Genomic DNA, 23050 nt, shown 5'->3' on the forward strand with positions numbered 1-23050 from the left:
CAGGCTTACTCTGCGGCCTCAACAGCGGCAGCGCAGTACTGCCGCACCAGGCCTATCAGTTCATCTTCCGAGTACGGCTTGCCCAGATAGTGATCAACCCCCAACTCGCGCGCATGCTCGCGATGCTTCTCGGCAATACGGGAGGTGATCATGATGACGGGAAGGTCACGCAGTTTCGCATTTCCCCGAATATTTCGCGTCAGATCGAAACCATCCATGCGCGGCATTTCGATGTCAGACAGCACGACGGCCGGTTTTTCCTCCGCCAAACGCTCCAGCGCTTGCAGGCCGTCTGCCGCAAGCGCGACCCGGAACCCTTCCCGTTTGAGCAGGCGCTGGGTAACCCGGCGCACCGTGATCGAGTCGTCCACCACCAGCACCAAGGGCGCCAGGCTGACACCGGCCATCAGGGAATGCTGCGTGGCGGTTGGGGAAGACGATACGCCTCCGATCTGACCCGCTACACCAGCATGAAGCTTGAGCTGACGCGCCTGTTCGCCATAAACGGAAGCCAGTGCCACCGGGTTGTAGATCAGGACCACGGCACCCGACGCCAGCACCGACATACCGGCCAGACCGGGCAGGCGGGACAACTGAGGTCCGAGGTTTTTAACAACCACCTCCTGGTTACCCAGCACCTCGTCAACATGCGCGGCCAAACGCTGACCCGCGCTGCGGAAAATGGCGACTGGCAAGGTTTTGGTTCTTGTCTCGCTGCTATGGGCTGAGGCCTGCAACAAGGCCCCGGCCCAGAAAAACGGAACTTGTGCGCCACCGAACTCAAACACGTGGTCCTGGTACGCGCGCTCCAGGTCCGCGGCAGGCACCCGACGCACCATCTCGATCAGATTCGCCGGCACACCGATCACCAGGTCGCCCATGCGCAGCATGACCACCTGCGTCACGGCCGTGGTGAGGGGCAACACCAGCTTGAACTTCGTTCCCTGTCCGCGTTCAGTCGAAGTTTCAATGCGACCCCCGAGTGCATTGACCTCGGACAATACGACATCCATGCCAATACCACGACCGGCAAGCTCGGTGACCTGCGACGCGGTTGAGAAACCGGGGGTGAAAATCAGATTGGCCACCTCCGAATCCGTCAACGACTGGTGCTCGGAAATCTGACCGTCGGTCCGCGCTTTTTCACGGATCAGGTCCAGGTCCAGACCGCCACCATCGTCACTGAACTCCACCGTCACATCGTTGCTTTGCTGATGCAGATGAACGGTAATAATGCCTGCAACCGGTTTCCCAGCGTCAGCGCGAACCGCCGGCTCCTCGATGCCATGCGCCACCGCATTGCGCAGCAAATGCTCAAACGCGGGCGCCATGCGCTCCAATACCCCGCGATCCATATCCAGTGAACCGCCTTTGATGTCGAGCTTGACCTGCTTGCCGGCGTCCTTGGATGCCTGGCGAACAACGCCATACAGACGCTCCGAGATGCTGTCAAACTCCACCATCCGGGTACGCAGCAGGTCGCGCTGCAACTCGCGGGCCTGCCGCCCCTGGGCGATCAAATCATCCTCGGCCCCCTCCACCGTACGCTGCAGATTGCGCTGCACCGTGGCGACGTCATGCACCGATTCGGCCATCATTCGGGTGAGTTCCTGAACCCGTGTGAAGCGGTCAAATTCCAGCGGGTCAAAGCCCTGCGCGGAGTCCTTGGCCTGCGCCAGTCGCGACTGCATCTGGGACTCGGATTGCAACTCGATATCGCGCAACTGGTTTCTCAAACGGTTCAAATTGCCGGTCAAGTCATCCAGGGACCCGCGCAACTGCCCCAAGCGCGCGTCCAGCCGCGAGCGCGTGATCATGACCTCGCCCGCCTGGTTGACCAGCCGGTCCAGCAACTGCGAACGCACGCGCACGGTTTGGTTGGATGTCTGTCGCAACGGCGCCAGGGGCGCGACCGTCGGCAAGGTGATCGCCGGGGGAAGTACCAAGGTTTCGGCACTTGGCGCCAGCCCGTCGGAAGAGAGGCCGGAAGGAGTCACCTCTTCTGCCATCGGGCCTGCTTCCGGCAGACTCAAGACCTGTTCAGGATTGGCGCGCAGTTGGTCAAAATTGGCTTGAATCGAATCAAATCGGGTCAGCAAAGACTCCAACTGGGAAGCCTGCAAAAATTCGGTTCCCAGATGCTCAATGGCCGATTCCATACGGTGCGTCATCTCGCCCAGGCGCATGGCGCCGGCCAGCCGTGCGCTGCCTTTGAGCGTATGCAGAACCCGCAACACTTCATTGCGCGCCCCCAGGTTATCCGGGCGAGCCGTCCATTGCCGCAAGGCACCGCCAAGCTGCGGCAGCAATTCAAGCGCCTCTTCTTCAAAAATAGGGAAAAGGTCAACATCAAGTGCATCGAGCACGTCAATGTCATCATCTTCGTCATCGATGAGCGCGTGCGCCACGCCCGCACCGACATCAGCATCAAACGACGACACGGGCGCCGCCGGGAGGTCCAAATCAAACGCGGGGGTCTGTTCAGCAACACTGGGGCTTGGCAGAGAAGCGGGCGTTGGCAGTTCGCTTTCCTCAGGCCATTCAGGCAATTCAGCCACGCCAGCCACTTCAACATCCAAGCTCTGATCAACACCGGACTCGGCGGGAATTTCCAATTCAATCAACTCTTCGATGTACAGGCTGTCGCTAACGCCCCCCGCCACTGGGGGAAATTCAATTTCCAGAATGGCTTTGAGCGCATCGAGCAGCGCCGGATCAGGTTGTTTGAGGAAACCGGCCGCAAATTGATGCAGCAGGCGACGAATATCTTCCGCCGCCTCAATGAATACCTTGGCGTGCTCCGCAAACCCTTGCGCGTGAAGCTGCACATGCCGTAAGGCCTGTTCCAGTGCACGGGCAATCTCGGACAGGGCCATAAACCCCACGGTTGCCGAACTACCGGACAAGGAATGAGCCAGTCCAACCGTCGTATCAGAAACCGGGCGGTGCAACTCCAAAGCCCATTCGCTCAGCTCCGTGAGCAAGCGGCGAGACCATTCATCCGCCTCATTCAAGTAAACGTTGTAAAGAGGAATACCGATTCGCAGGGTTCCGATCACCTTGACCTGCTCTTCCAGATCCGGCTCCACAAGGCTGGCTGGTTCGGGCTCCGGCTCACTGTCGGTGGCAACACTCACCGGCTCTGCCAGTTCGAATGACAGTGCCTCCTCCGCGTCGTCGGAGGCAGCTGTTGCCATGGCAGGTGATTCCGTTGCTTCAGAGAAGTCACCAAAATCGAAATCAATCAGGTCCAGCGGCACTTCCTCCGCCAGAGCCGTCGATGGCGATGCCGCATCGCCATCGACCGCCTGGTCGGGACTGGCATCCAGGGCCTGGGTCGCATCGAAATCAAGTATTTGAGTTGAAGTGAAATCAGGTTGCACGGCGTCATCCGGCGCTGACAACTGCACCTCCTCGCCCGGAAACACAAGGTCAACAAGGGCATTGTCCACGCGCAGACCGTCTGCGGCCTTGCGAAATGCCTGTGCACTCCACTGCGCGTCATTTCCGGTGGCGATGTCCTCCACCCAGCGGCCAAATCCCTGCAGGGCCTTATCCGAGAGGCTGATCAACGCATGGCTTACAGGCATTTGCTCTGCCAGCCAAGTGTTGAGCAACTGCTCCATGGACCAGGCGGCCTCACCAAACTCATTGAGACCCACCATGCGGGAACTCCCCTTGAGCGTGTGAAACGCCCGGCGGAGCGTGGTCTGTTGCCCCAAATCGGCGGGGTTTTCGGCCAAGTCCCGAGTCACCTCCAAGCCGGTGCGAACCACGCCACGAGCCTCTTCCAGAAAGATATCCTTCAGGTCAAACTCGTCGTCGTCCAGCAGCTCGGCAGGGACCTCCTTCAGCACTTCTGGTGTCACAGCGGGCGCCGGAACGGCCATTTCAACCGGAAGCTCCGCCGGCAGGCTGATCAGCGGCATCTCCACGTCGACGGGATTTTCCGCGGCAACACCTTCAACATCCTCAGCCATCACTGCCGTCTTCTCACGCCCCATGACGGGTTTGAATTCACCCAATTCATCGTCATACACAAAGAGCTTCTTGGCCAGCTCGCGCTGATAACTCAGCATGTCAATCAAAAACCCGAGGGCGCCCAGGCTATTGCCCAACTTCTCGAAAATACCGGTGCGCGCGGATGCGAGGTCTATATCGTCAACCAGGAATTTATCGACACTGTCACGCATGCGCAAGGATGCAAGCGCGGCCTGATCAAGCCCCAATACCGAGAACACCCCCCGCATCTGAGCCAGCTGGCTGGGGACCTCATGCAGTGGCAATTTATCAAGGGGATTGCGAAAGAACACGTCCAGCGATTTTTCAACTTCCCCGAGCGTCGTTCGCAATTCCTCAACCACGCTACCCATGATCTGCCGATCACTGACCCTGCGGTACAGCTCCTCCATCCACCCCTCAAGTGGCTCAGGTTGCCCGCCCGCATTGACATGCTCCAGTCGCCTGGCAAGACTGGCACTGCGCTCAGTCATGTGCGAATCTGTCGGATCCATATCTTCATAGGCGGCCTCGAGATACAGCACGGCGGTGGCCACTTCCATGGCCAGTGAGGGCGTGGGCGCCTCACCGGAACGCGCTGTTATGTCAATGGCCCGCGTCAATGCACGCGCCAGATCGCCACCCGCAGGGTGCAGTTTCAATACCGAATCAGTCACCAGACTGAATTGATCCGTTGCAACCTTCAAGCGATTGGTATCGCCCCCGGCGAGCGCCGACCAGGTCTCGGTGGCCGCCGCGATACGCTTGCGAGCTTGAACCAGCAGCGCCGGGTCGAAACGTCCAAACTGGGGCGTCTCGTAATCAAACGATTGGGGCTGGGTCAAGCCATAGGCAGAACGGACGGCCGCGAGCACGGGCGCATCGGCGGCACGTGCCGGAACCGCTTGCGCACAGAAAAACAGCAAATCCTGAACCAGGCGCTCAGAGATGCCCGGCTCGCCACGCGCCAGCGTTCGGTATTGAAGAAGAATTCGGGACGCGGCACGTTTACCGTAGACATCCGGTGGGCAAAGACCGAGGGACACGGCTTCAAAATAAGCGGCACAAATTTTCCAGAAAACCCGCGGTTCCAGCGCACTTTGTGCCGCTGCAAAACCCAGACTGATACCGCACATGGCTTTTGCGGCGACTGCATCACCCGACTTGACGACCTTCAGGACAAACCGGTCAAGACGAGCCCTAACCGATGCGCCATAGACAAGTGGCTCAGTCTCTTGCGGCAAAACAACGTCGATCCAGCGCCATTCGAGCGGCCACAAATCCGCCGGATGCACGCGATCATTGCCAACCAGTTCCAGCACGTCGCGATACTGTGGGAACAAGGCCACAGAGGACGCGTTTTTTCCTTTGAGAACCCCTTCCAGATACTCCGTCAACGCAAAGCTGGCACGCTCCACCTTATTGGCCGCATCGTCGCTGCAAAGCTCAGGGCGCTGCACAAACCTCTGGGCAAGGGCCTCCATCGCGCGCAAAACCTTGGCCGGGGCCTCCATACCCACCATCTCCAGGGCACCAACCGCCTGATGGAGCTGCTGCCGGGCAATGCGCAACTGGCTGGCGTCGAGCGCCGCCAGATCAGAACCACGCGCCAATTCGGCATCCCGCACAAAGCGGCGAAGCGCTTTGATCGCGCCATCCAGCGATTTGCGCAACTCGTCGAGCACCCAGGCCAAAGGCCCAAGATCATTGGTTGCGAGTTCATTGTCGCCAGTCAGGGCAGCATTTGCTTGCATGGGTTCGTGCACTCCTGGGGATAGCAAATTCAGATTGCCAAGGGTCAGGCAATCTTGAACCGTGCCACAGATTGACGCAATTCTTCAGCCATTTTCGAGAGCTCGCGGACCTGGGCTGCCGTGGAACGCGTACCCTCGCCGGTCTGCTCGGTCACCGCAAAAATGTGCTGAATATTTTCAGCCACCACGTTGGCCAGATTCGCCTCGCGCGAGGTTGAGTTGGAAATCTGTTCGATCAACTCGGCCAGACGACGCGACACCTGATCAATTTCAGTCAGTGCTGTACCGGCATTGTCAGACAGTTTGGCGCCCTCCACCACCCCTTGGGTCGAGCGCTCCATGGCGCCCACGGCATCCTGGGTGTCGGTCTGAATGGCCTTGACCAGTGCAGAAATCTGGCGCGTTGCATCGGCGGATCGTTCAGCCAGCCGCTGCACCTCCTCGGCCACCACCGAGAAACCCCGACCTGCCTCGCCGGCGGAAGCGGCCTGAATGGCCGCATTCAGCGCCAGCACGTTGGTCTGTTCGGTAATGTCGGAAATCAGTTCCGTGATTTCACCAATTTCCTGGGACGACTCACCCAGGCGTTTGATCCGCTTGGAGGTTTCCTGAATCTGATCGCGGATCGAGTTCATGCCACCAATGGCATTTTGCACCGCCTGCAAGCCCACCTCCGCCGCTTGCAGTGACTGGCGGGCCACTGATGCGGATTCCTGCGCCTGGACGGACACTTCATTGATTCGCGAAGCCATCTCCACGACCGAGCGGCCGGTTTCCCGAATTTCATGCAGTTGCTCGTTGGATGCGGCCAAAAGCTCCGTCGACGTGGTATCCACATCAGCCGTGGTTTGTGCGACGCGGGCTGCCGTGTTTTGTACGTTACCCACCAGGGATCGCAATTCTTCCACCGTGTAGTTCACTGAATCGGCAATCGCACCGGTGATGTCCTCGGTGACGGTCGCCTCCTGTGTCAAATCCCCCTCGGCGACCGTTTGCAATTCATTCATCAAACGCAAAATGGCCGCTTGGTTGGCATCGTTCACCCGCTTGGCTTCTTGCTCCTGGCGCTCGGCATCCACCCGCTGCGTCTCGGCAATTACCTGGCGCTTACGGCTGTCCAACAGCTGAACATAGGACAGGCCACCCGCGCTAAGCAGCGCCAACAAAGCCGAGCCCACCAGTGTTGCCAAGGCGGCGGCGCCAAGGCCCGTGTGTGAGGAAAGTTTGACCTGCAGCGCTTCAAGATCTCGACGCAGAGGCTCACTGTCCGCAATAATGGAAACCTGCGCCTCACGTGCCGAAACAAGTCCCTGAAGATTGCCCAGAATGGCGCCTGCTTGTGTGCGGGTCTCTTCGTAAAGCTTGATCAAGTCAGTCAGCTGCTCACGCGTTTGCGGATCTTTCACGGCTGTCAAGTGCAACTCGGGGCTGCCATCCAGCATGCCCTGAGCCGTTTCCTTGAACGAGTTCAAATCCTTGCCCAGCAGGAAAACCGCCTCGGGACTGACACCCTCCACCGTCAGGAACTCGTTGGACGACTTGCCAATGCGCTGCGTCAACATCACCAACTGCCCGGCCGCCGAGATCTCTGTGGCCGGGGCATTTTGCTGCAACTTGAGGGATGACACGGTCTCGGCAATTTCCAGCAGATCTGAAGACTGCCGATTGATAAGGCGAAGTGCTGCACTCACCTGCGTCAGGATTTTCTGCTGCGACATCACAATCGCCGCATTTTTTTCGGCCCGTTCCATCAAGGGCGTGATTTTGTCCAGCTCCGGCTGGTAGTCTGCAGTCAAGGCATTCAGACCCATTCGTTCGTCACCGGATTTCAGACCACGAACCGACCTGGACAGAACATCCGAGCTCTCCTTGACGTCCGGAAATGCCTGTGCACCGCCCACCAGCGCCTGTGAAACGGATTTTGCCAGTCGTTGCGACTGCATCAGGGACTGTCCCGTAGCGCCCAACTGTTGCGCCACCCGGTCCGCCTGGCCGAGCGCAAACAGGGTCACAACAGCGAGCAAGACCAGCGCCAAGCCCAGCAAAATCGACAAGCGTCGCTGATGCTGGACCACCGTTTTTTTGCCGAATACAGGCAAGGCAATCAGGTCGATCGATTCTTCAGTGGCGCGGTCGCTGCTGTCGCTGCTGTCCAGATCGGACTTGATTGGCGTGGCCGGGGTCAGGACTGCATGGTTTACTTCGCCCTGCATTTGCTCGGTCACCATCGGATCCACCGTGGCGTCCGGCATACCAAGACTCAACCGGGAATCCTGCTCGGCCTCAGGCACTTTTTTGGTAAACAGATTTTTCAGTTGATCGACGAAGGACATGGTGAAACCTTAGGAAGAAACTTAAGCGCTAATGCTGAGAAACTCGGGGAGTTGAGACAAAGACTGAAGGTTGATTTCCTGCCAGTGCTCCCCATTGAGGTCAGTAAACCGGCTTCCAAAAAAAACGGGGGAACCTTCAGGCGGCAGCGCTACGTCGGCGAACGCTTCACGTTTGCGAAGTCCCGCCAAACCATCCACCAGCAAAGCACAGTTGAGTTCCAGCGCTGCATTGAAGGTAATGACGCTGGACTCAGCAAGCGATTGTTCGGTTCTGGCCCGTGTCGCCCCGTCACCCATGAAACTTGCCAGATCAACAACGCCATAGAGGCCACCGCGAAGATTGATCACGCCCATGAACCAGGGGCGGGCGTAAGGCACAACCTGGATGTTGGCGAGCGGGAATATCTCGCCAGATTGCGCCAGCGGAAAGAGGTAATTTGCTTCGCCTACCTTGACGGCCAGCCACGACACTGAAACGCCCTCTGAACGAGCGGCTTTCAATCGGCTGGCAAGGCGGGTCTGGAGTTCTCGGAGAGCTTCGCGATTAGCCATGCGGTCCTGAGGATTTCAGCCCAAAGCCTTGATCTTGACCAGCAGCTCAGCCGCATCGATCGGTTTGGTGACGTAATCACGCGCACCCTGACGCATACCCCACACCCGGTCCGTCTCGAGATTCTTGCTGGTGCACATGATGATAGGAATGTCCGAGTACTCAGGCGTGCGGTTAATGGACCGCGTCAATTGAAACCCATTCTGACCCGGCATCACCACGTCCATGAGGATCAGATCGGGCTTCTCTTCGGACAACCGACGAAACGCTTCATCAGCGCCCTCGGCCGTGCGGACCGACATGCCGTTTTTTTGCAACAAATCCGTCATGAACATCAACTCAGTTTTTGAGTCGTCCACGATCAGTACTTTTTGGATAGCCATTAATTTTCTCCTTGCGTCGCTGCACCAAACTGCTGTACAGCCTGCAATAACTGGTCTTTGGTAAACGGTTTTGTTAAATAATCCTGCGCCCCGACCATGCGCCCACGCGCCTTGTCGAAAACACCATCCTTGGAAGACAGCATGACAACGGGCACCCCAGAGAACCTGGCATTGCGCTTGATGATGGCGCAGGTCTGGTAACCATCCAGCCTAGGCATCAAAATGTCGCAGAAAATGAGATGGGGCTGGTAGTCATTGACTTTGGCCAACGCATCAAAACCATCCTCAGCGAGCGTGACCTGGTGCCCACCTTGCTTGAGAAAAATCTCGGCGCTGCGTCGGATGGTGTTGCTGTCGTCAATCACCAGAACTTTGAAAGTCGATCCAGTCGTATTCACAAAACAATGCTCCTGAATTGACATTTATCATTAGCGATGATGCACATCCTCAATGCCGTGGAAACTCATATTTGCACCATTTCGAAATCTTCCTTGCGGGCGCCACATTCGGGGCATGCCCAGTTGACTGGCAGGTCACGCCACATTGTGCCTGGCGCAATACCATGATCAGGATCCCCTGTACCTTCATCATAGATCCAGCCACAAATCAGACACATCCATGTTTTGCTCTCAGTCACAGCTTAAAGGGCCTTCGAATAGAATGCAATCATTGAATAAAGACGGCATTCGCGATATACGCGCCGCACGCCACAACGTGCGATATTCTGCCTGAAGAAAAACACAGGCCTGCCTATGCCCCCCCCCACGGTTTCCCTAATAGCCGAAGACCAGGAATCAACGACACGTCCCGCATGCGTCCTGGTATTCAATGCCAACGACCCCAGCGGCGCGGGCGGCTTGTCGGCAGATGTGGCCGCGATTGCATCGGTGGGCGCGCATGCCCTGCCGATCGTGACCGGGGCTTACGCACGTGACACCGCCGAGATTTTCGATCACTTCTCACTCGACGAGGAGGCCGTGGCAGAGCAGGCCCGCGCGGTCCTTGAGGACGTCGCGGTTCAGGTGATCAAGCTGGGTTTTGTGGGTTCACCGGAAAACCTCAGCACGGTGGCCGGCATCGCGGCCGACTACGCCGATGTTCCCTTGATCGCCTACATGCCCGACCTGTCCTGGTGGGACGAAGTCGAGATTGACCTGTACCTGGACGCCTTCAAAGAATTGATATTGCCCCAGACCACTGTGTTGGTAGGAAACCACAGTACCTTGTGGCGCTGGCTGCTTCCCGACTGGAGCACAGAACGCTCGCCGGGTGCGCACGATATCGCCCGCGCCGCTCACGAGTTGGGCGTTCCCTATACGCTGGTGACAGGCATCCCACTGCCGGATCAGTTCATTGACAACGTGCTGGCCAGCCCGCAGGCCGTACTGGCAAGCGAGAAATTTGAGCGCTTCGAAGCGGTTTTTTCAGGGGCCGGCGATACCCTGTCGGCCGCGCTCGCCGCCTTGCTCGCCAGTGGCGACGACCTGCCGGAAGCATTCACGGAAGCACTGAGCTATCTGGATCGCTGCCTGGCGGGTGGTTTTCGTCCCGGTATGGGTCATATCGTGCCGGATCGGCTCTTTTGGGCACAACCTGACGACGAGCCAGAAGCCGAGATCGATCCAAGCTCCTCTTTTTCCAACCTGGAACTCCCTCCCCATGACACAAAACATTGATAACAATCACACGCTGTTTGAACGCGCCAAGCGGGTGATCCCCGGCGGCGTCAATTCGCCGGTCCGGGCTTTCAAGGCGGTCGGCGGCACCCCGCGTTTTGTCAAACGCGCCCAAGGTGCTTACTTCTGGGACGCCAACGACCAGCGTTACATCGACTACATCGGTTCCTGGGGCCCCATGATTTTGGGCCACGGCCATCCGGCGGTCGTCAAAGCGGTGCAAGAGGCGGTGCTCGAAGGCTTCTCGTACGGCGCCCCCACCGAACGCGAGGTCGAGCTGGCCGAAGAAATTCTGCGTCTGATGCCCTCCATGGACATGGTGCGCCTGGTCAGCTCCGGCACCGAAGCCGCCATGAGCGCCATCCGCCTGGCCCGCGGCGCTACCGGGCGCAGCAAACTGATCAAATTTGAAGGCTGCTACCACGGCCACGCGGATGCGCTGCTGGTCAAGGCCGGCTCAGGCCTGGCCACCTTTGGCAACGCCACCAGTGCTGGCGTGCCGGCCGAAGTGGTGCAGCACACACTGGTGCTCGAATACAACCACATCGGACAACTGGAAGAAGCTTTTGCCTTGCACGGCGACGCCATCGCCTGCCTGATGATCGAGCCGATTGCCGGCAACATGAACTTCGTGCGCGCCTCGGTGCCCTTCATGAAGCGCTGTCGCGAACTGTGCACCCAGTACGGCACCTTGCTGGTGTTTGATGAGGTCATGAACGGGTTTCGGGTGGCGCTGGGCGGCGCACAAAGCGTCTACGCCCGCGACATCCCCGGTTTCGAGCCCGACATCACGGTCATGGGCAAAGTCATTGGCGGTGGCATGCCCCTGGCAGCCTTTGGCGCCAAGCGTGCGGTGATGGAACACCTGGCGCCCTTGGGCGCGGTTTACCAAGCTGGCACGCTGTCGGGTAACCCGGTAGCCACCGCCTGCGGCCTGGCCACACTGCGCGAAATTCAAAAACCGGGTTTCTTCGAGGACTTGTCGCGCAAAACCCGTTTGCTGGTGGACGGTCTGAGCAGCGCCGCCCACCAGGCAGGCGTCCCTTTTTGTGGCGACAGCGAAGGCGGCATGTTCGGCTTCTTCTTGTTCGACGCCTTGCCGCAAAACTACGCCAAGGTCATGACCACCGACAGCGCCCGCTTCAACCAACTATTCCATGGCCTGCTGGACCGTGGCGTGTACATTGCGCCGGCCTTGTTCGAGGCTGGCTTTGTGAGCGCGGCACACACCGATGCCGACATCGCCACCACCATCGACATTGCCCGCGATGTTTTCAAGTCGCTATAAAAATAATAGCTGCCAATGACCATTTGACGGGGGCTGGATTCATTTTAAATGCCATCGTCGGCGACGGGCCGGTATTCCAACTGTTACCGTTGCTTTACCCGACGTACATCGAAAAAACGGGTCTGCGCACGTAAACTTGTCTCATTCAACACGTGAACTAGGGGATAGCCATGAAAAAGATCGTTTTACCAGCCATGCTGGTCCTCGCCGCTGGCTTGTGCGCCGCTCAGGAGATGGGGCGCGTGATTTCCTCCACCCCCGTGGTGCAACAGGTGGGCGTACCGCGCCAGGTGTGCAATACACAGCCCATGGTCACGTCGGCTCCCAGGTCAGGGGCGGGTGCGGTCATGGGTGCGATTGCGGGAGGTGCCATGGGCAACGCAGTAGGGGATGGCGGCGGGCGGGCACTGGCCACCATGATTGGTTTGGTGGGTGGCGCCATCCTGGGCGACAAGGTGGAAGGCGGCGGCCAGCAACAGGTTCAAAACGTGCAAAGCTGCAGCACCCAGACCTTCTATGAAAACCGCACTGTCGGCTACAACGTGGTCTACGAATATGCCAACAAACAATATTCGATGCAAACGCCCAGCGACCCCGGCCAGTTTGTGCAACTGCAGATCACGCCAGTAAGCGCCACCCTGCCCCAGGCACCCAGCGTCAACATCAGTGCCGCTCAACCCGTGACAACGGTGCAGGAGGTTTATGCCCAGCCGGGCTATGTCACAGTGCAGCCAGGCTATTACGCCCAACCCTACTACCCGCCCGTGGGTATTAACCTGGGTTTTGGCTTTTACGGTGGCTCGCACCGTCACTGGCGTTAAGCCCGTCGCGCGCCGCAGTTGCTACTGAAATAGGAGCGGCATACGCATATTTCACGGGGGCCAGAGCCCGGTTTGTCATAAAAAAAAGCGGCGCAAGGCCGCTTTTTTTGATCTGGCGTGAAGTGAATGGCTCAGTGGCTCAATGCCTGAAGTGCCGAACCCCGCTAAACACCATCGCCACACCGCGCTCGTCGGCCGCGTCAATCACTTCCTGGTCGCGCATGGAGCCGCCGGGCTGGATGATGCAGCTCGCACCGGCGTCGACCACGACGTCCAGGCCGTCGCGGAACGGGAAGAAGGCGTCGCTGGCCACCGCCGTGCCACTCAGCGAAAGGTTGGCGTGCTGCGCCTTGATGCTGGCGATGCGGGCCGAGTCCAGACGACTCATCTGACCGGCACCGACGCCCATCGTCATGCCACCTTTGCAGAACACAATGGCGTTGCTCTTGACGAACTTGGCCACTTTCCAGGCGAACAGCAGGTCCTGCAACTGTTCCGGCGTGGGCTGCTTCTTGGTGACCACCTTCAGATCGGACAAGCCCAACTGATGGTTGTCAGCGGTCTGCATCAACAGGCCCGAGCCAATGCGCTTGACGTCCACGGCGTTGCGGCCATTGTCCCAATCGCTGGCGCCACCGGCGGGCAGACTGATTTTCAGGATGCGCACATTGACCTTGCTCTTGAACACGGCCAGCGCCTCGGGTGTGTAGTCGGGCGCCATCAGCACTTCCACAAACTGTTTGGACACCTGCAACGCGGCACGCTCGTCCAGTGGGCGGTTGAAAGCAATGATGCCGCCAAACGCCGAGGTCGGATCGGTCGAGAAGGCCTTGCTGTAGGCTTCCAGCGGGTCGGCACCGACGGCCACGCCGCAGGGGTTGGCATGCTTGACAATGACGCAGGCGGTGCCATCTTTCGCGCCATCAAAGCTCTTGACGCATTCCCAGGCAGCATCGGCGTCGGCGATGTTGTTGTAGCTCAGCTCCTTGCCCTGCAACTGCTGCGCCGTGACCAGCGAGCCGGGCGCGGGATACAAGTCGCGGTAAAAGGCGGCCTGCTGGTGCGGGTTTTCGCCATAGCGCAGATCCTGCAACTTGACGAAGCGGCCATTGGCCTGGGCCGGGAACAACTGGCGCGACGGCGTGTTGTTGCCTTCCTCGAAATTGAGCGAGGACAGGTAGTCGCTGATGGCGCCGTCATACTGGCTGATGCGGTTGAAGGCTGCGACCGACAGTGCAAATTTGGTTTTGTCGGTGAGTTTGCCATCGGCTTTGAGCTCGGCCAGCACGCCTTCATATTGCGAGGCGTCGGTCAACACGCCCACGTCTTTCCAGTTCTTGGCGGCGCTGCGCACCATGGCGGGGCCTCCGATGTCGATGTTCTCGATCGCGTCTTCCAGGGTGCAGCCGGCCTTGGCGACCGTCGCCTCAAACGGGTACAGATTGACCACCAGCAGGTCGATGGTGTCGATCTGGTGGGCTTTCAGTGCCGCCATGTGCTCCGGCAGGTCGCGACGCGCCAGCAGGCCGCCGTGCACCTTGGGGTGCAGGGTCTTGACACGGCCGTCCAGCATTTCGGGAAAGCCCGTGAGTTCGGCCACTTCGGTCACCGGCAATCCAAGGCCTGCCAGCAGTTTGGCGGTACCGCCGGTGGAAATAAGCTTGATGCCCAGGGCGTGCAGGGCCTGCGCAAATTCAACGATGCCGGTTTTGTCGGAGACGGATAGGAGTGCGTTCATGGGTTCAATCTAAAAAGTCAGTGAATGAGGTCATGGCCGCCACCGGCCACATTCTGGCTACTTGATCAGCTTGTGCTCAAGCAATTTTTTGCGCAAGGTGTTGCGGTTCAGGCCCAGCCATTGGGCCGCTTTGGACTGGTTGTTGTCAGCATGGTTCATGACCACTTCAAGCAGGGGTTTTTCCACCACATTGACCATCATGTCGTACATGCCATCAGGCTCGGTTCCCCGCAAATCCCTGAGGTAGCCTTCCAGACTGGTGCGCACGCATTCTTCGATGTGCTTTTTACTCATGCTGCTGTCTCTCTTTGTTGTTTCTTATCATCTGCCAAACTATTCGCAACGAGCTTCGGAATGCGATCCGACTGTTCGTTCAAGCCGTCAAAAAAATCAGCCACGGCGCTCGCCTGTCGGCCACAGTCCTCGATTAAATTCATGCGCGCCCGGAAATCCTCGCCGCCCGGCAAGGATTTCACGTACCAGCCAATGTGCTTGCGCGCGGTCCGCACCCCCGAGAACTCGCCGTACAGGGCGTAATGGTCTTGCAGGTGGTCCAGCAACAAGTGCTTGACCTCGGCCACCAGCGGCGGCGCTAGCTGGGTGCCGGTTGCCATGAAATGGGCCATCTCGCGAAAAATCCAGGGCCGACCCTGCGCCGCCCGGCCGATCATCACGGCGTCGGCTTGGGTCGCCGCCAGCACCTGGCGCGCTTTCTCGGGCGTATCGATATCGCCATTGGCCACCACCGGCACGCCCACCGCCGCCTTGACCGCGGCAATGGTGTCGTACTCCGCCTGCCCGCCATAGCCTTGCTCGCGGGTGCGCCCGTGCACCGTGATCATCTGCACGCCGGCACGCTCGGCGGCACGCGCCAGCACCACCGCATTTTTTTGCGACTGACACCAGCCCGTGCGCATTTTGAGCGTGACCGGCACACCGCGCGGTGCGCAGACCGCCACCACCGCCGCCACAATCGACAAGGCCAGGGTCTCATCCTGCATGAGCGCGGAGCCGGCCCACTTGTTGCACACTTTCTTGGCCGGGCAGCCCATGTTGATGTCAATGATCTGCGCGCCGCGGTCGATGTTGTAGGCCGCTGCTTCGCCCATCATCAGCGGCTCGGTGCCGGCGATCTGCACCGCGATCGGGCCGGGCTCGCCCTCATGGTTGGCGCGGCGGGAGGTCTTGAGCGTGTTCCACAAGTCCGGCCGGCTGGTGACCATCTCGCTGACCGCATACCCGGCCCCCAGCTTTTTACAAAGCTGGCGGAAAGGCCGATCCGTCACACCCGCCATCGGTGCAACAAAGAAAGAATTTGCGAGGATAAAGGGGCCGATGTTCATGCGAACAGATCGAAGGAGCGGGTTGGAACGAGGTGTTGGAATTTGGGGAGGCAGAACGCCAGCTGATGATTCTAACTGCCCAATATTTCAGCAATTGAAACGCAAACCTATACTCACCCACCCATGGACGCCTGGATCGAACACCTGCTCGTACTGCTCGCACTGCCGAAATTCGGTTTGAGCACGGTGTTCGTGGTGTCATTCATTTCTGCCACGCTGCTGCCGCTGGGTTCCGAGCCCGTGGTTTTCGGACTGGTCAAACTCAATCCGGAACTTTTTTGGTCGGCGATCGGGGTCGCCACCCTCGGCAACACCCTGGGCGGCGCGGTAACCTGGGCCATGGGCCTGGCTTCGCACAAAGTTGTCGAACGGCACCAGCACGCCAAGCACCATCTCAGGGCGCTGGACTGGCTGGAACGCATCGGCCCCAAAGCCTGCTTGCTGGCCTGGTTACCCGTCGTCGGCGACCCGCTGTGTGCCGTGGCCGGCTGGCTCAAACTGCCGTTCTGGCCCTGCCTGATCTACATGGCGATTGGCAAGTTTGGCCGCTACCTGGTGATGACTTCATCGCTCGTGGGCCTGTTTGGCAGCTAGCGCAACGCTCTCGTCGACGCTTGCATCGCTATTAATTTAGTAGCTGCTTGCGCATATTCCACGGGGGCTACAGCCCTATTTCTTATAAATCAGGAGCTGAACAGGAAGTTCATCACATCGCCGTCCTTGACGACGTATTCCTTGCCTTCGCTGCGCATCTTGCCAGCGTCTTTGGCGCCCTGCTCACCCTTGAAGGTAATGAAGTCGTCAAAGGCGATGGTCTGGGCACGGATGTAGCCCTTCTCAAAATCGGTGTGGATCACGCCGGCCGCCTGCGGACCGGTATCCCCGACGTGGATGGTCCAGGCCCGCACTTCCTTGACACCGGCCGTGAAGTAGGTTTGCAAACCCAGTAGCTTGTAGGCGGCCACGATCAGGCGGTTCAGGCCGGGTTCGCTTTGACCAATCTCGCTGAGGAACATCTTTTTATCGTCCTCTTCCATGTCGGCCATCTCGGCCTCCATCTTGGCGCAGATCGCCACCACCGGCGCGTTCTGCGCGGCGGCGTAGGCCGTCAGGCGGTCCAGGAAGGGGTTGTTCTCAAAGCCGTCTTCGGCCACGTTGGCCACGAACATGGCGGGCTTGGCGGTGATCAGAAAAAACTGCGTCAGCAGCGGCAGCTCTTCCTTGCTGAAGTCCAGCGTGCGCACCGGTTTCGCTTCGTTCAGCGCGGCCTGGCATTTTTCCAGAATCGCCACCAGCTTGATGGATTCCTTGTCACCCGAACGCGCGGTCTTGGTGACGCGATGCAAGGCCTTTTCAACCGCCGTCAGATCCGCCAGGCACAACTCGGTCTGGATCACTTCGATGTCGGAGATCGGGTCGACCTTGCCGGCCACGTGGATCACGTTGTCATCTTCAAAACAGCGCACCACGTTGAGGGTGGCGTCGGTTTCGCGGATGTGGGCCAAAAACTTGTTGCCCAGGCCCTCGCCGGTGCTGGCGCCAGCCACCAAGCCGGCAATGTCCACAAACTCGACGATCGCGCGTTGCACCTTTTGCGGCTTGACGATGGCGGAGAGCGCATCGAGCCGTGCGTCCGGCACTTCCACGATGCCCACATTGGGCTCGATGGTGCAAAAAGGATAGTTTTCGGCCGCGATGCCGGCCTTCGTCAAGGCGTTAAATAGAGTCGATTTACCGACGTTGGGCAAGCCCACAATGCCACACTTCAAACTCATGAAAATTCCTAGACAGTTGGGGACAGCGCTGACGCGTCGCGTAACGACGGTCTGTCCCGCAAACCTTAAAAAACAAGCCGCTGAGTGTATGCGATGCGTCAGTTTGCCCCGGATTCAGCCAAAATCAAAGTCCGCCGAGAGCGCCTGCCCGACGCGCAGAACCGCGCCGACACCGCCCACCACAATCACATTCATGCCAAAGGTCACCGCACCTGCCACGCGGGCATCCTGCCGGTACGTCTGCAAGGTGTCGCTCACTTCGGGGCTGCTCAAGGCCGTCACCGGATCGATATTCGGGATCGGGCAACGCGGGCAAGGCTTGACCGGCTTCAGCAGCACGGGTACTTCGCCCGCGTCAATGCGCATCAACGCCAGCCGATCCTCGTCGTGCGCCTGCAGCCCCGACAAGACCAGATTGGGTCGAAAACGCTCGATGCCCACCGCGCCGTGGCCAGCGGCGATCAGCTTGTCATTCAAGAACGCCAGCGAGGCTTCGCTGATCACCAACACGGGGTAGCCGTCGCTGAACTGGTTGAGCGCCTGCACACCGCCGGTCCATTTCAAGCTGGACAGACGCCGGTGCTGCGGATCAAAGCGCACCAGCCGGTAGCGCGCTGCATTCGGCGCCGGTGTGCCGTCTTCAGAGAGTGAAAGAAAATCCGTGAACCACTGCGCCGCCACGTCCCCCATGTCGTAAGCGGGCACCACGTCGTCCCAGACCTTGACCATGGCCGGCTGCGCCACGGCATCCAGCGCCATGTGCAAGGCGAGCATGCCGGGCGCGCGCAGCACCAGTTCCTTGGTTTTGAGCTGGGGTCGCACCAGCGCGAGACGCGAGCGCTCGCGTTGCGTCACGAATTCGCCCCTCGCATCGACCACCATCCAGGCGCGGTCCAGCGCCAGACCAGTTTCCGTCAGAAGCGCTTGCTGCAGCTCGACCCCGGCACACGACTTGACCGGGTACACGAAGAGACGGGCGATCATGGCACTGACATCGCCAACGGGTAAGGGGCTTGCGTTCACGGCGTGGTCTCCAGACAAGTAAGTAAAGTGGATTTTGCCCTGCCTTCTACAATCCCGGCCATGACTCAACCCTTTGATATTTGCATACGCGGCAGCGGCATTGTGGGTCGCACGCTGGCCCTGCTGCTGGCACGCGAGCGCCTGCACGTTGGCCTGGTGTCGCCCGCGCCACCGGCTGCCAGCGCTGTTTCACCGGAGACTGGCGACGTGCGGGCCTATGCCCTGAACGCCAAATCCCGCGCCTTGCTTGAGTCGCTGCGCTGCTGGCCCGATGTGCTGCACGCGACCGAAGTCCTGGCCATGCAGGTCAAGGGCGACGACGGTGGCGAAGTGAACTTCTGCGCCACCGAGCTCAAGGTTCCCGGCTTGACCTGGATCGTCGACGTGCCGGTGCTCGAAGCCCAGCTGGCCGAAGCAGTGCGCTTTCAGCCACAAATCGAACTGCTGGACAGCCCCCAACCCGCCGCCTTGACGGTGATCTGCGAGGGCAAGGCCAGCAGCACGCGCGCCGAGTTCGGCATTGATTTTGATGTCACGCCCTACGCCCAAAAAGCCATCGCAGCCCGTCTGACGTGCGAACGTCCCCATGGCCAAACCGCGCGCCAGTGGTTTTCGCAAGGCGACATCCTGGCTTTTTTGCCGATGGGAGGGCCGCAAGGGAACTCTGTCGCTATTGTCTGGTCTGTTGATGAGAGCCGGGCTCAATCTCTGCTGGAGACCAGCCCCGCCGAGTTTTGCGAAAAGCTGGAAGCTGCGAGTGCGGGTTGCCTGGGCAAACTCACCCTGACCAGCAAGCGAGGTGCGTGGCCGCTGCAAATGGCGCATGCGGCCAGTTGGGCAGGAACCCACGCGGGCACGGCCTGGGCCTTGGCAGGCGACGCCGCACACAATGTGCATCCGCTGGCCGGGCAAGGCCTGAATTTGGGGCTGGGCGATGTCGCGGCGCTGGCGGCGATTCTGCGCGAGCGCGAGTACTGGCGTCCGGTGGGGGATGAAAAGCTGCTGCGGCGCTACGAACGGTCACGCAAGGCGGAGGTGCTGACCATGGGCGCCACGATGGATGGCCTGCAGCAGTTGTTTTCGCAGAGTAGCGCGCCTTGGCAGGCGATGCGCAACTGGGGCATGAACGGGTTTGAACGCAGTGGCCTGATCAAGCAATGGGTTGCACGGCAAGCCATGGGTTTTTAATGATTGAATGGATGAAGAAGAAGATGATGATGATGATGAAACTGACGAAGACGGTGTTGCTCGCCACCGCGGTGGCGGCGACTTTGAACGCCGCAGCCCAGGAGGCCACCATTCGCAAAAATCTGAGCGAGCGGATTCCGCAACTTCAAAAAATCGACGAAGTCACCAAAAGCCCGATGCCGGGCCTGTTTGAGGTTCGCGTCAACGGCACGGAAATCTTCTACACCGATGCCAAGGGAAATTTTTTGATTGAAGGCCATCTGATTGACACCCAACAGCGCCGCAACCTGACCGAAGAGCGCGTGGACAAGTTGACCGCCATCAGTTTCTACGCCTTGCCGGTCAAGGACGCATTCACCATCGTGCGGGGTAATGGCAAGCGCCAGCTGGCCGTCTTTGAAGACCCGAACTGTGGCTATTGCAAGCGCTTCGAACAGGACTTGCAAAAAGTGGACAACGTGACGATTCACATGTTCCTCTACCCCATTCTCAGCGCTGACTCGAACGACAAATCCAAGCACATCTGGTGTGCCAAAGACAAAGGCAAAGTCTGGCAAGACTGGATGGTGCGTGACCAGTTGCCCGCCGTGGCGACTTGCGATACCGCGGCCATCGCACGCAACCTCGAAATCGGTCGCAAATACAAGATTACAGGTACCCCCACCTTGATCTTTGTCGACGGCTCCCGAGTGCCAGGTGCGATTAGCACGGCGGAAGTTGAAAAACATCTGACAGCGGCCAAGAACTGATGGCAGCCGCTGCGGTCGGCTACACAGTGCGGGTGCAGGACCTGCAGGCCCATCTGTTTCAGGTCACACTGACCATCGCGCGGCCCGCCGCCTTGCAGCGTGTGAGTCTGCCGGTCTGGATTCCGGGCAGCTATCTGGTGCGCGAGTTTTCCAAGAATCTGCAGCGGCTGCGGGCGCATCAAGGCGGCAAAACGCTTGAACTGACGCAGACCGACAAATGCAGTTGGCAAGCCGCCTGCGCGACCGACCAGCCACTGGTCCTGAGTTACGAGATTTACGCCTTTGACAATTCGGTACGCACCGCCTGGCTGGACGCGTCCCGCGGCTTCTTCAACGGCACCAGCATGTTCCTGCAGGTTGAAGGCCAGGAAGCGTCTGTCCACGCGCTGGAGCTGGTGGGGGACAAGGCAGTTTCCGGCTGGCAGGTGGCGACCGGATTGACGCCAAAAAAAACCACGAAAAACGGCTTTGGCACTTACCTCGCCGCCAACTACGATGAACTGGTGGATTGCCCTGTGGAGATGGGCCAGTTCTGGCGTGGCTCTTTTGTGGCGAGCGGCATAACGCACCGTTTTGTGGTAACGGGTGCACCCCCCAGTTTTGACGGCGCCCGGCTGCTGGCCGACACGAAATTGATTTGCGAAGCTGAAATCAATTTTTGGCATGGTGCCAAGACCGATGCCCGCTCACGCGTCAGGCCACCCCACATGACCTATCTCTTCATGCTCAACGCCGTGGACGACGGCTATGGCGGCCTCGAGCACCGCAACTCGACCGCGCTGATCTGCACCCGCAAAGATCTGCCGCGCCTCGGCAACCCGGCGCTCGCACCCAGTACCGGTAAGTCGACAGAGACAAAAACCCGACAAAACGAGGGCTACACCACGCTGCTGGGCCTCATCAGCCACGAGTATTTTCATACCTGGAACGTCAAGCGGCTGCGTCCGGCCGAGTTTGCCCGTTACGACTACGCCAGTGAAAACTACACGCAACTGCTCTGGTTCTTTGAAGGCTTTACCAGCTATTACGACGACCTGCTGCTGCGACGCAGCGGACTGATTGATGACACCACCTACCTGAAACTGCTCACCAAAACCATCAACCAGGTGCTGCAGACACCCGGGCGTGAGGTGCAGACCGTGGCACAAGCCAGCTTCGACGCCTGGGTGAAGTACTACCGGCCGGACGAAAACACGCCCAATGCCACCGTCAGTTACTACACCAAGGGCGCCCTGGTCGCCCTGTGCCTCGACCTGACGCTGCGCCAGGAAGGACGGACCACGCTCGACGCGGTGATGCGTGCCCTGTGGCTGCGTTGCCAGGGCGGGCCGATGACTGAGAGCGACTTGTCCACCGTGCTGGCGGAACTCTCTGGTCGGTCTTTTGCCAAGGAGTTAGCGCGCTGGGTTCACAGTACCACCCACCTGCCGCTCAAGCCGCTGCTGGAGGGGCAAGGCATCGCGGTGCTGGAAGAACCGGCCCAGCTCGCCCAGCGCTTGGGTGTGCGCGTGGCCGAGAGCGCTGGGATTCAGATCAAAATTGTTTTGCGCGGCGGTGCTGCCGAACGCGCCGGTTTCGCGGCGGGAGACGAATGGCTGGGCCTGGAGACCGGCACCGGCAAGACGGCCTCCAGTTGGCGTCTGACCAAGCTGGACGATCTACTGCTTTATGCGGGACCGGCCACAAAGATTGGCGCGCTGGTGGCTCGCGACAAACGCCTGTTGAAACTGTCACTGACGCTGCCCAAGTCGGTCACCACCTGGCGGCTGGTGGCGCGTGACAGCAAACTGCTTGACCAGTGGCTCAGCGCCCCTTGAACTGCGGCGCGCGCTGCTGTCACGCAAAAGGTGACGGGTGGCGACGAATGCCTTGGTTAGCGCTGCAATTTGCCATCTCCCCCGCCACGATTTCCCTTGGGTATAGTGGCTCTCTAGCAAAAATCCGGAGAACCCCATGAATTACGAACTGATCACGGTCCGCATCGAAGCCGATAAAGTCGGCGTGGTCACACTGAACCGCCCCAAGCAACTCAATGCGCTGAACGACCAGTTGATGGACGAGCTGGGTGCCGCCCTCAAAGCCTTTGATGCCAACCCTGCCATTGGCTGCATGATCATTACCGGCAGCGAAAAGGCGTTTGCCGCCGGGGCCGACATTGGCGCCATGGCCAACTTCACCTTTGCCGACGCGTACAAAGGCAACTACATCACACGCAACTGGGAACAGATTCGCTCAATCCGCAAGCCCGTCATTGCGGCGGTCAGCGGCTTTGCCTTGGGCGGCGGCTGTGAACTGGCGATGATGTGCGACTTCATCATCGCCGCCGACAACGCCAGATTCGGGCAACCCGAAATCAAGCTGGGCATCATCCCCGGTGCCGGCGGCACGCAGAGGCTGCCGCGCGCAGTGGGCAAGGCCAAGGCCATGGAC

Annotated in this window: 19 protein-coding genes; 8 read left to right on the top strand and 11 right to left on the bottom strand. The window is 59.7% G+C overall.

Features of this window, described 5'->3' with window-relative positions; genetic code table 11:
- Positions 1-5: 5 nt before the first annotated feature.
- The 6 genes from B3V69_RS09185 to B3V69_RS09210 all read right to left on the bottom strand — a co-directional run bounded on the left by B3V69_RS09185 (position 6) and on the right by B3V69_RS09210 (position 9635).
- A complete protein-coding gene (locus B3V69_RS09185) occupies positions 6-5753 on the bottom strand; it encodes an Hpt domain-containing protein (RefSeq protein WP_296445840.1) in 5748 nt (1915 codons plus the stop codon).
- 44 nt (positions 5754-5797) lie between these two features.
- The gene (locus B3V69_RS09190) at positions 5798-8086 is read right to left on the bottom strand and encodes a methyl-accepting chemotaxis protein (protein ID WP_296445842.1); all 2289 of its coding nucleotides are present in this window, start codon (positions 8084-8086) and stop codon (positions 5798-5800) included.
- A 21-nt stretch (positions 8087-8107) separates the two neighbouring features.
- Positions 8108-8638 (bottom strand): chemotaxis protein CheW, encoded by a 531-nt coding sequence (locus B3V69_RS09195; protein WP_296445844.1) that lies wholly within the window; start codon positions 8636-8638, stop codon positions 8108-8110.
- Between the two features lie 15 nt (positions 8639-8653).
- On the bottom strand, positions 8654-9019 hold the full coding sequence (locus B3V69_RS09200) for a response regulator (protein ID WP_296445846.1): 366 nt from the start codon (positions 9017-9019) through the stop codon (positions 8654-8656).
- Positions 9019-9417 carry a response regulator gene (locus tag B3V69_RS09205; protein WP_296445848.1) on the bottom strand — a complete coding sequence of 133 codons (399 nt, stop codon included), beginning with the start codon at positions 9415-9417 and terminating at the stop codon, positions 9019-9021. The genes B3V69_RS09200 and B3V69_RS09205 overlap by 1 nt, the downstream gene beginning before the upstream one ends.
- A 65-nt stretch (positions 9418-9482) precedes the next feature.
- Positions 9483-9635: a rubredoxin gene (locus tag B3V69_RS09210; RefSeq protein WP_296445896.1), complete on the bottom strand. Its 153-nt coding sequence runs from the start codon at positions 9633-9635 to the stop codon at positions 9483-9485.
- A gap of 136 nt (positions 9636-9771) precedes the next feature.
- Between B3V69_RS09210 and thiD the strand changes: the two genes are divergently transcribed.
- The 3 genes from thiD to B3V69_RS09225 all read left to right on the top strand — a co-directional run bounded on the left by thiD (position 9772) and on the right by B3V69_RS09225 (position 12804).
- Positions 9772-10695 (top strand): bifunctional hydroxymethylpyrimidine kinase/phosphomethylpyrimidine kinase, encoded by a 924-nt coding sequence (thiD, locus tag B3V69_RS09215; RefSeq protein WP_296445850.1) that lies wholly within the window; start codon positions 9772-9774, stop codon positions 10693-10695.
- Positions 10679-11983, top strand: a complete 1305-nt coding sequence (gene hemL, locus B3V69_RS09220) for a glutamate-1-semialdehyde 2,1-aminomutase (protein WP_296445852.1) — start codon at positions 10679-10681, stop codon at positions 11981-11983. Before thiD ends, hemL begins: the two co-directional genes overlap by 17 nt.
- 170 nt (positions 11984-12153) lie before the next feature.
- On the top strand, positions 12154-12804 hold the full coding sequence (locus B3V69_RS09225) for a glycine zipper 2TM domain-containing protein (RefSeq protein WP_296445854.1): 651 nt from the start codon (positions 12154-12156) through the stop codon (positions 12802-12804).
- Positions 12805-12943: 139 nt separating this feature from the next.
- Here B3V69_RS09225 and purH read toward each other — a convergent pair whose 3' ends face one another.
- The 3 genes from purH to dusB are packed head-to-tail and all read right to left on the bottom strand — an operon-like array spanning position 12944 to position 15885.
- Positions 12944-14542, bottom strand: coding sequence for a bifunctional phosphoribosylaminoimidazolecarboxamide formyltransferase/IMP cyclohydrolase (gene purH / locus B3V69_RS09230; protein ID WP_296445856.1), 1599 nt, complete (start codon positions 14540-14542; stop codon positions 12944-12946).
- Between the two features lie 57 nt (positions 14543-14599).
- Positions 14600-14836 carry a helix-turn-helix domain-containing protein gene (locus B3V69_RS09235; RefSeq protein ID WP_296445858.1) on the bottom strand — a complete coding sequence of 79 codons (237 nt, stop codon included), beginning with the start codon at positions 14834-14836 and terminating at the stop codon, positions 14600-14602.
- Complete coding sequence (gene dusB / locus B3V69_RS09240; RefSeq protein ID WP_296445859.1) at positions 14833-15885, bottom strand: tRNA dihydrouridine synthase DusB; 1053 nt, start codon at positions 15883-15885, stop codon at positions 14833-14835. Before dusB ends, B3V69_RS09235 begins: the two co-directional genes overlap by 4 nt.
- Positions 15886-16008: 123 nt before the next feature.
- Between dusB and B3V69_RS09245 the strand changes: the two genes are divergently transcribed.
- Positions 16009-16479, top strand: coding sequence for a YqaA family protein (locus tag B3V69_RS09245; protein WP_296445861.1), 471 nt, complete (start codon positions 16009-16011; stop codon positions 16477-16479).
- An 89-nt stretch (positions 16480-16568) separates the two neighbouring features.
- On the opposite strand, the gene ychF is transcribed toward B3V69_RS09245, so the two are convergent.
- Together ychF and B3V69_RS09255 are read right to left on the bottom strand one after the other, a co-directional pair.
- Entirely contained in the window at positions 16569-17660 is a 1092-nt protein-coding gene (gene ychF, locus B3V69_RS09250) for a redox-regulated ATPase YchF (protein ID WP_296445863.1), read from the bottom strand.
- A gap of 114 nt (positions 17661-17774) precedes the next feature.
- The gene (locus B3V69_RS09255; protein WP_296445898.1) at positions 17775-18644 is read right to left on the bottom strand and encodes an MOSC domain-containing protein; all 870 of its coding nucleotides are present in this window, start codon (positions 18642-18644) and stop codon (positions 17775-17777) included.
- Positions 18645-18743: 99 nt separating this feature from the next.
- Between B3V69_RS09255 and B3V69_RS09260 the strand changes: the two genes are divergently transcribed.
- The 4 genes from B3V69_RS09260 to B3V69_RS09275 form a co-directional block, all read left to right on the top strand.
- A complete protein-coding gene (locus B3V69_RS09260; protein WP_296445865.1) occupies positions 18744-19871 on the top strand; it encodes an FAD-dependent monooxygenase in 1128 nt (375 codons plus the stop codon).
- A gap of 35 nt (positions 19872-19906) precedes the next feature.
- Positions 19907-20620, top strand: a complete 714-nt coding sequence (locus tag B3V69_RS09265) for a DsbC family protein (protein WP_296445900.1) — start codon at positions 19907-19909, stop codon at positions 20618-20620.
- Positions 20620-22437 carry a M61 family metallopeptidase gene (locus tag B3V69_RS09270; protein WP_296445867.1) on the top strand — a complete coding sequence of 606 codons (1818 nt, stop codon included), beginning with the start codon at positions 20620-20622 and terminating at the stop codon, positions 22435-22437. The genes B3V69_RS09265 and B3V69_RS09270 overlap by 1 nt, the downstream gene beginning before the upstream one ends.
- A 136-nt stretch (positions 22438-22573) precedes the next feature.
- A partial coding sequence (locus tag B3V69_RS09275) for an enoyl-CoA hydratase-related protein (protein ID WP_296445869.1) occupies positions 22574-23050 on the top strand: 477 nt, incomplete at its 3' end.

The sequence above is a fragment of the Rhodoferax sp. UBA5149 genome, from assembly GCF_002413825.1.
Taxonomy (GTDB): Bacteria; Pseudomonadota; Gammaproteobacteria; order Burkholderiales; family Burkholderiaceae_C; genus Rhodoferax.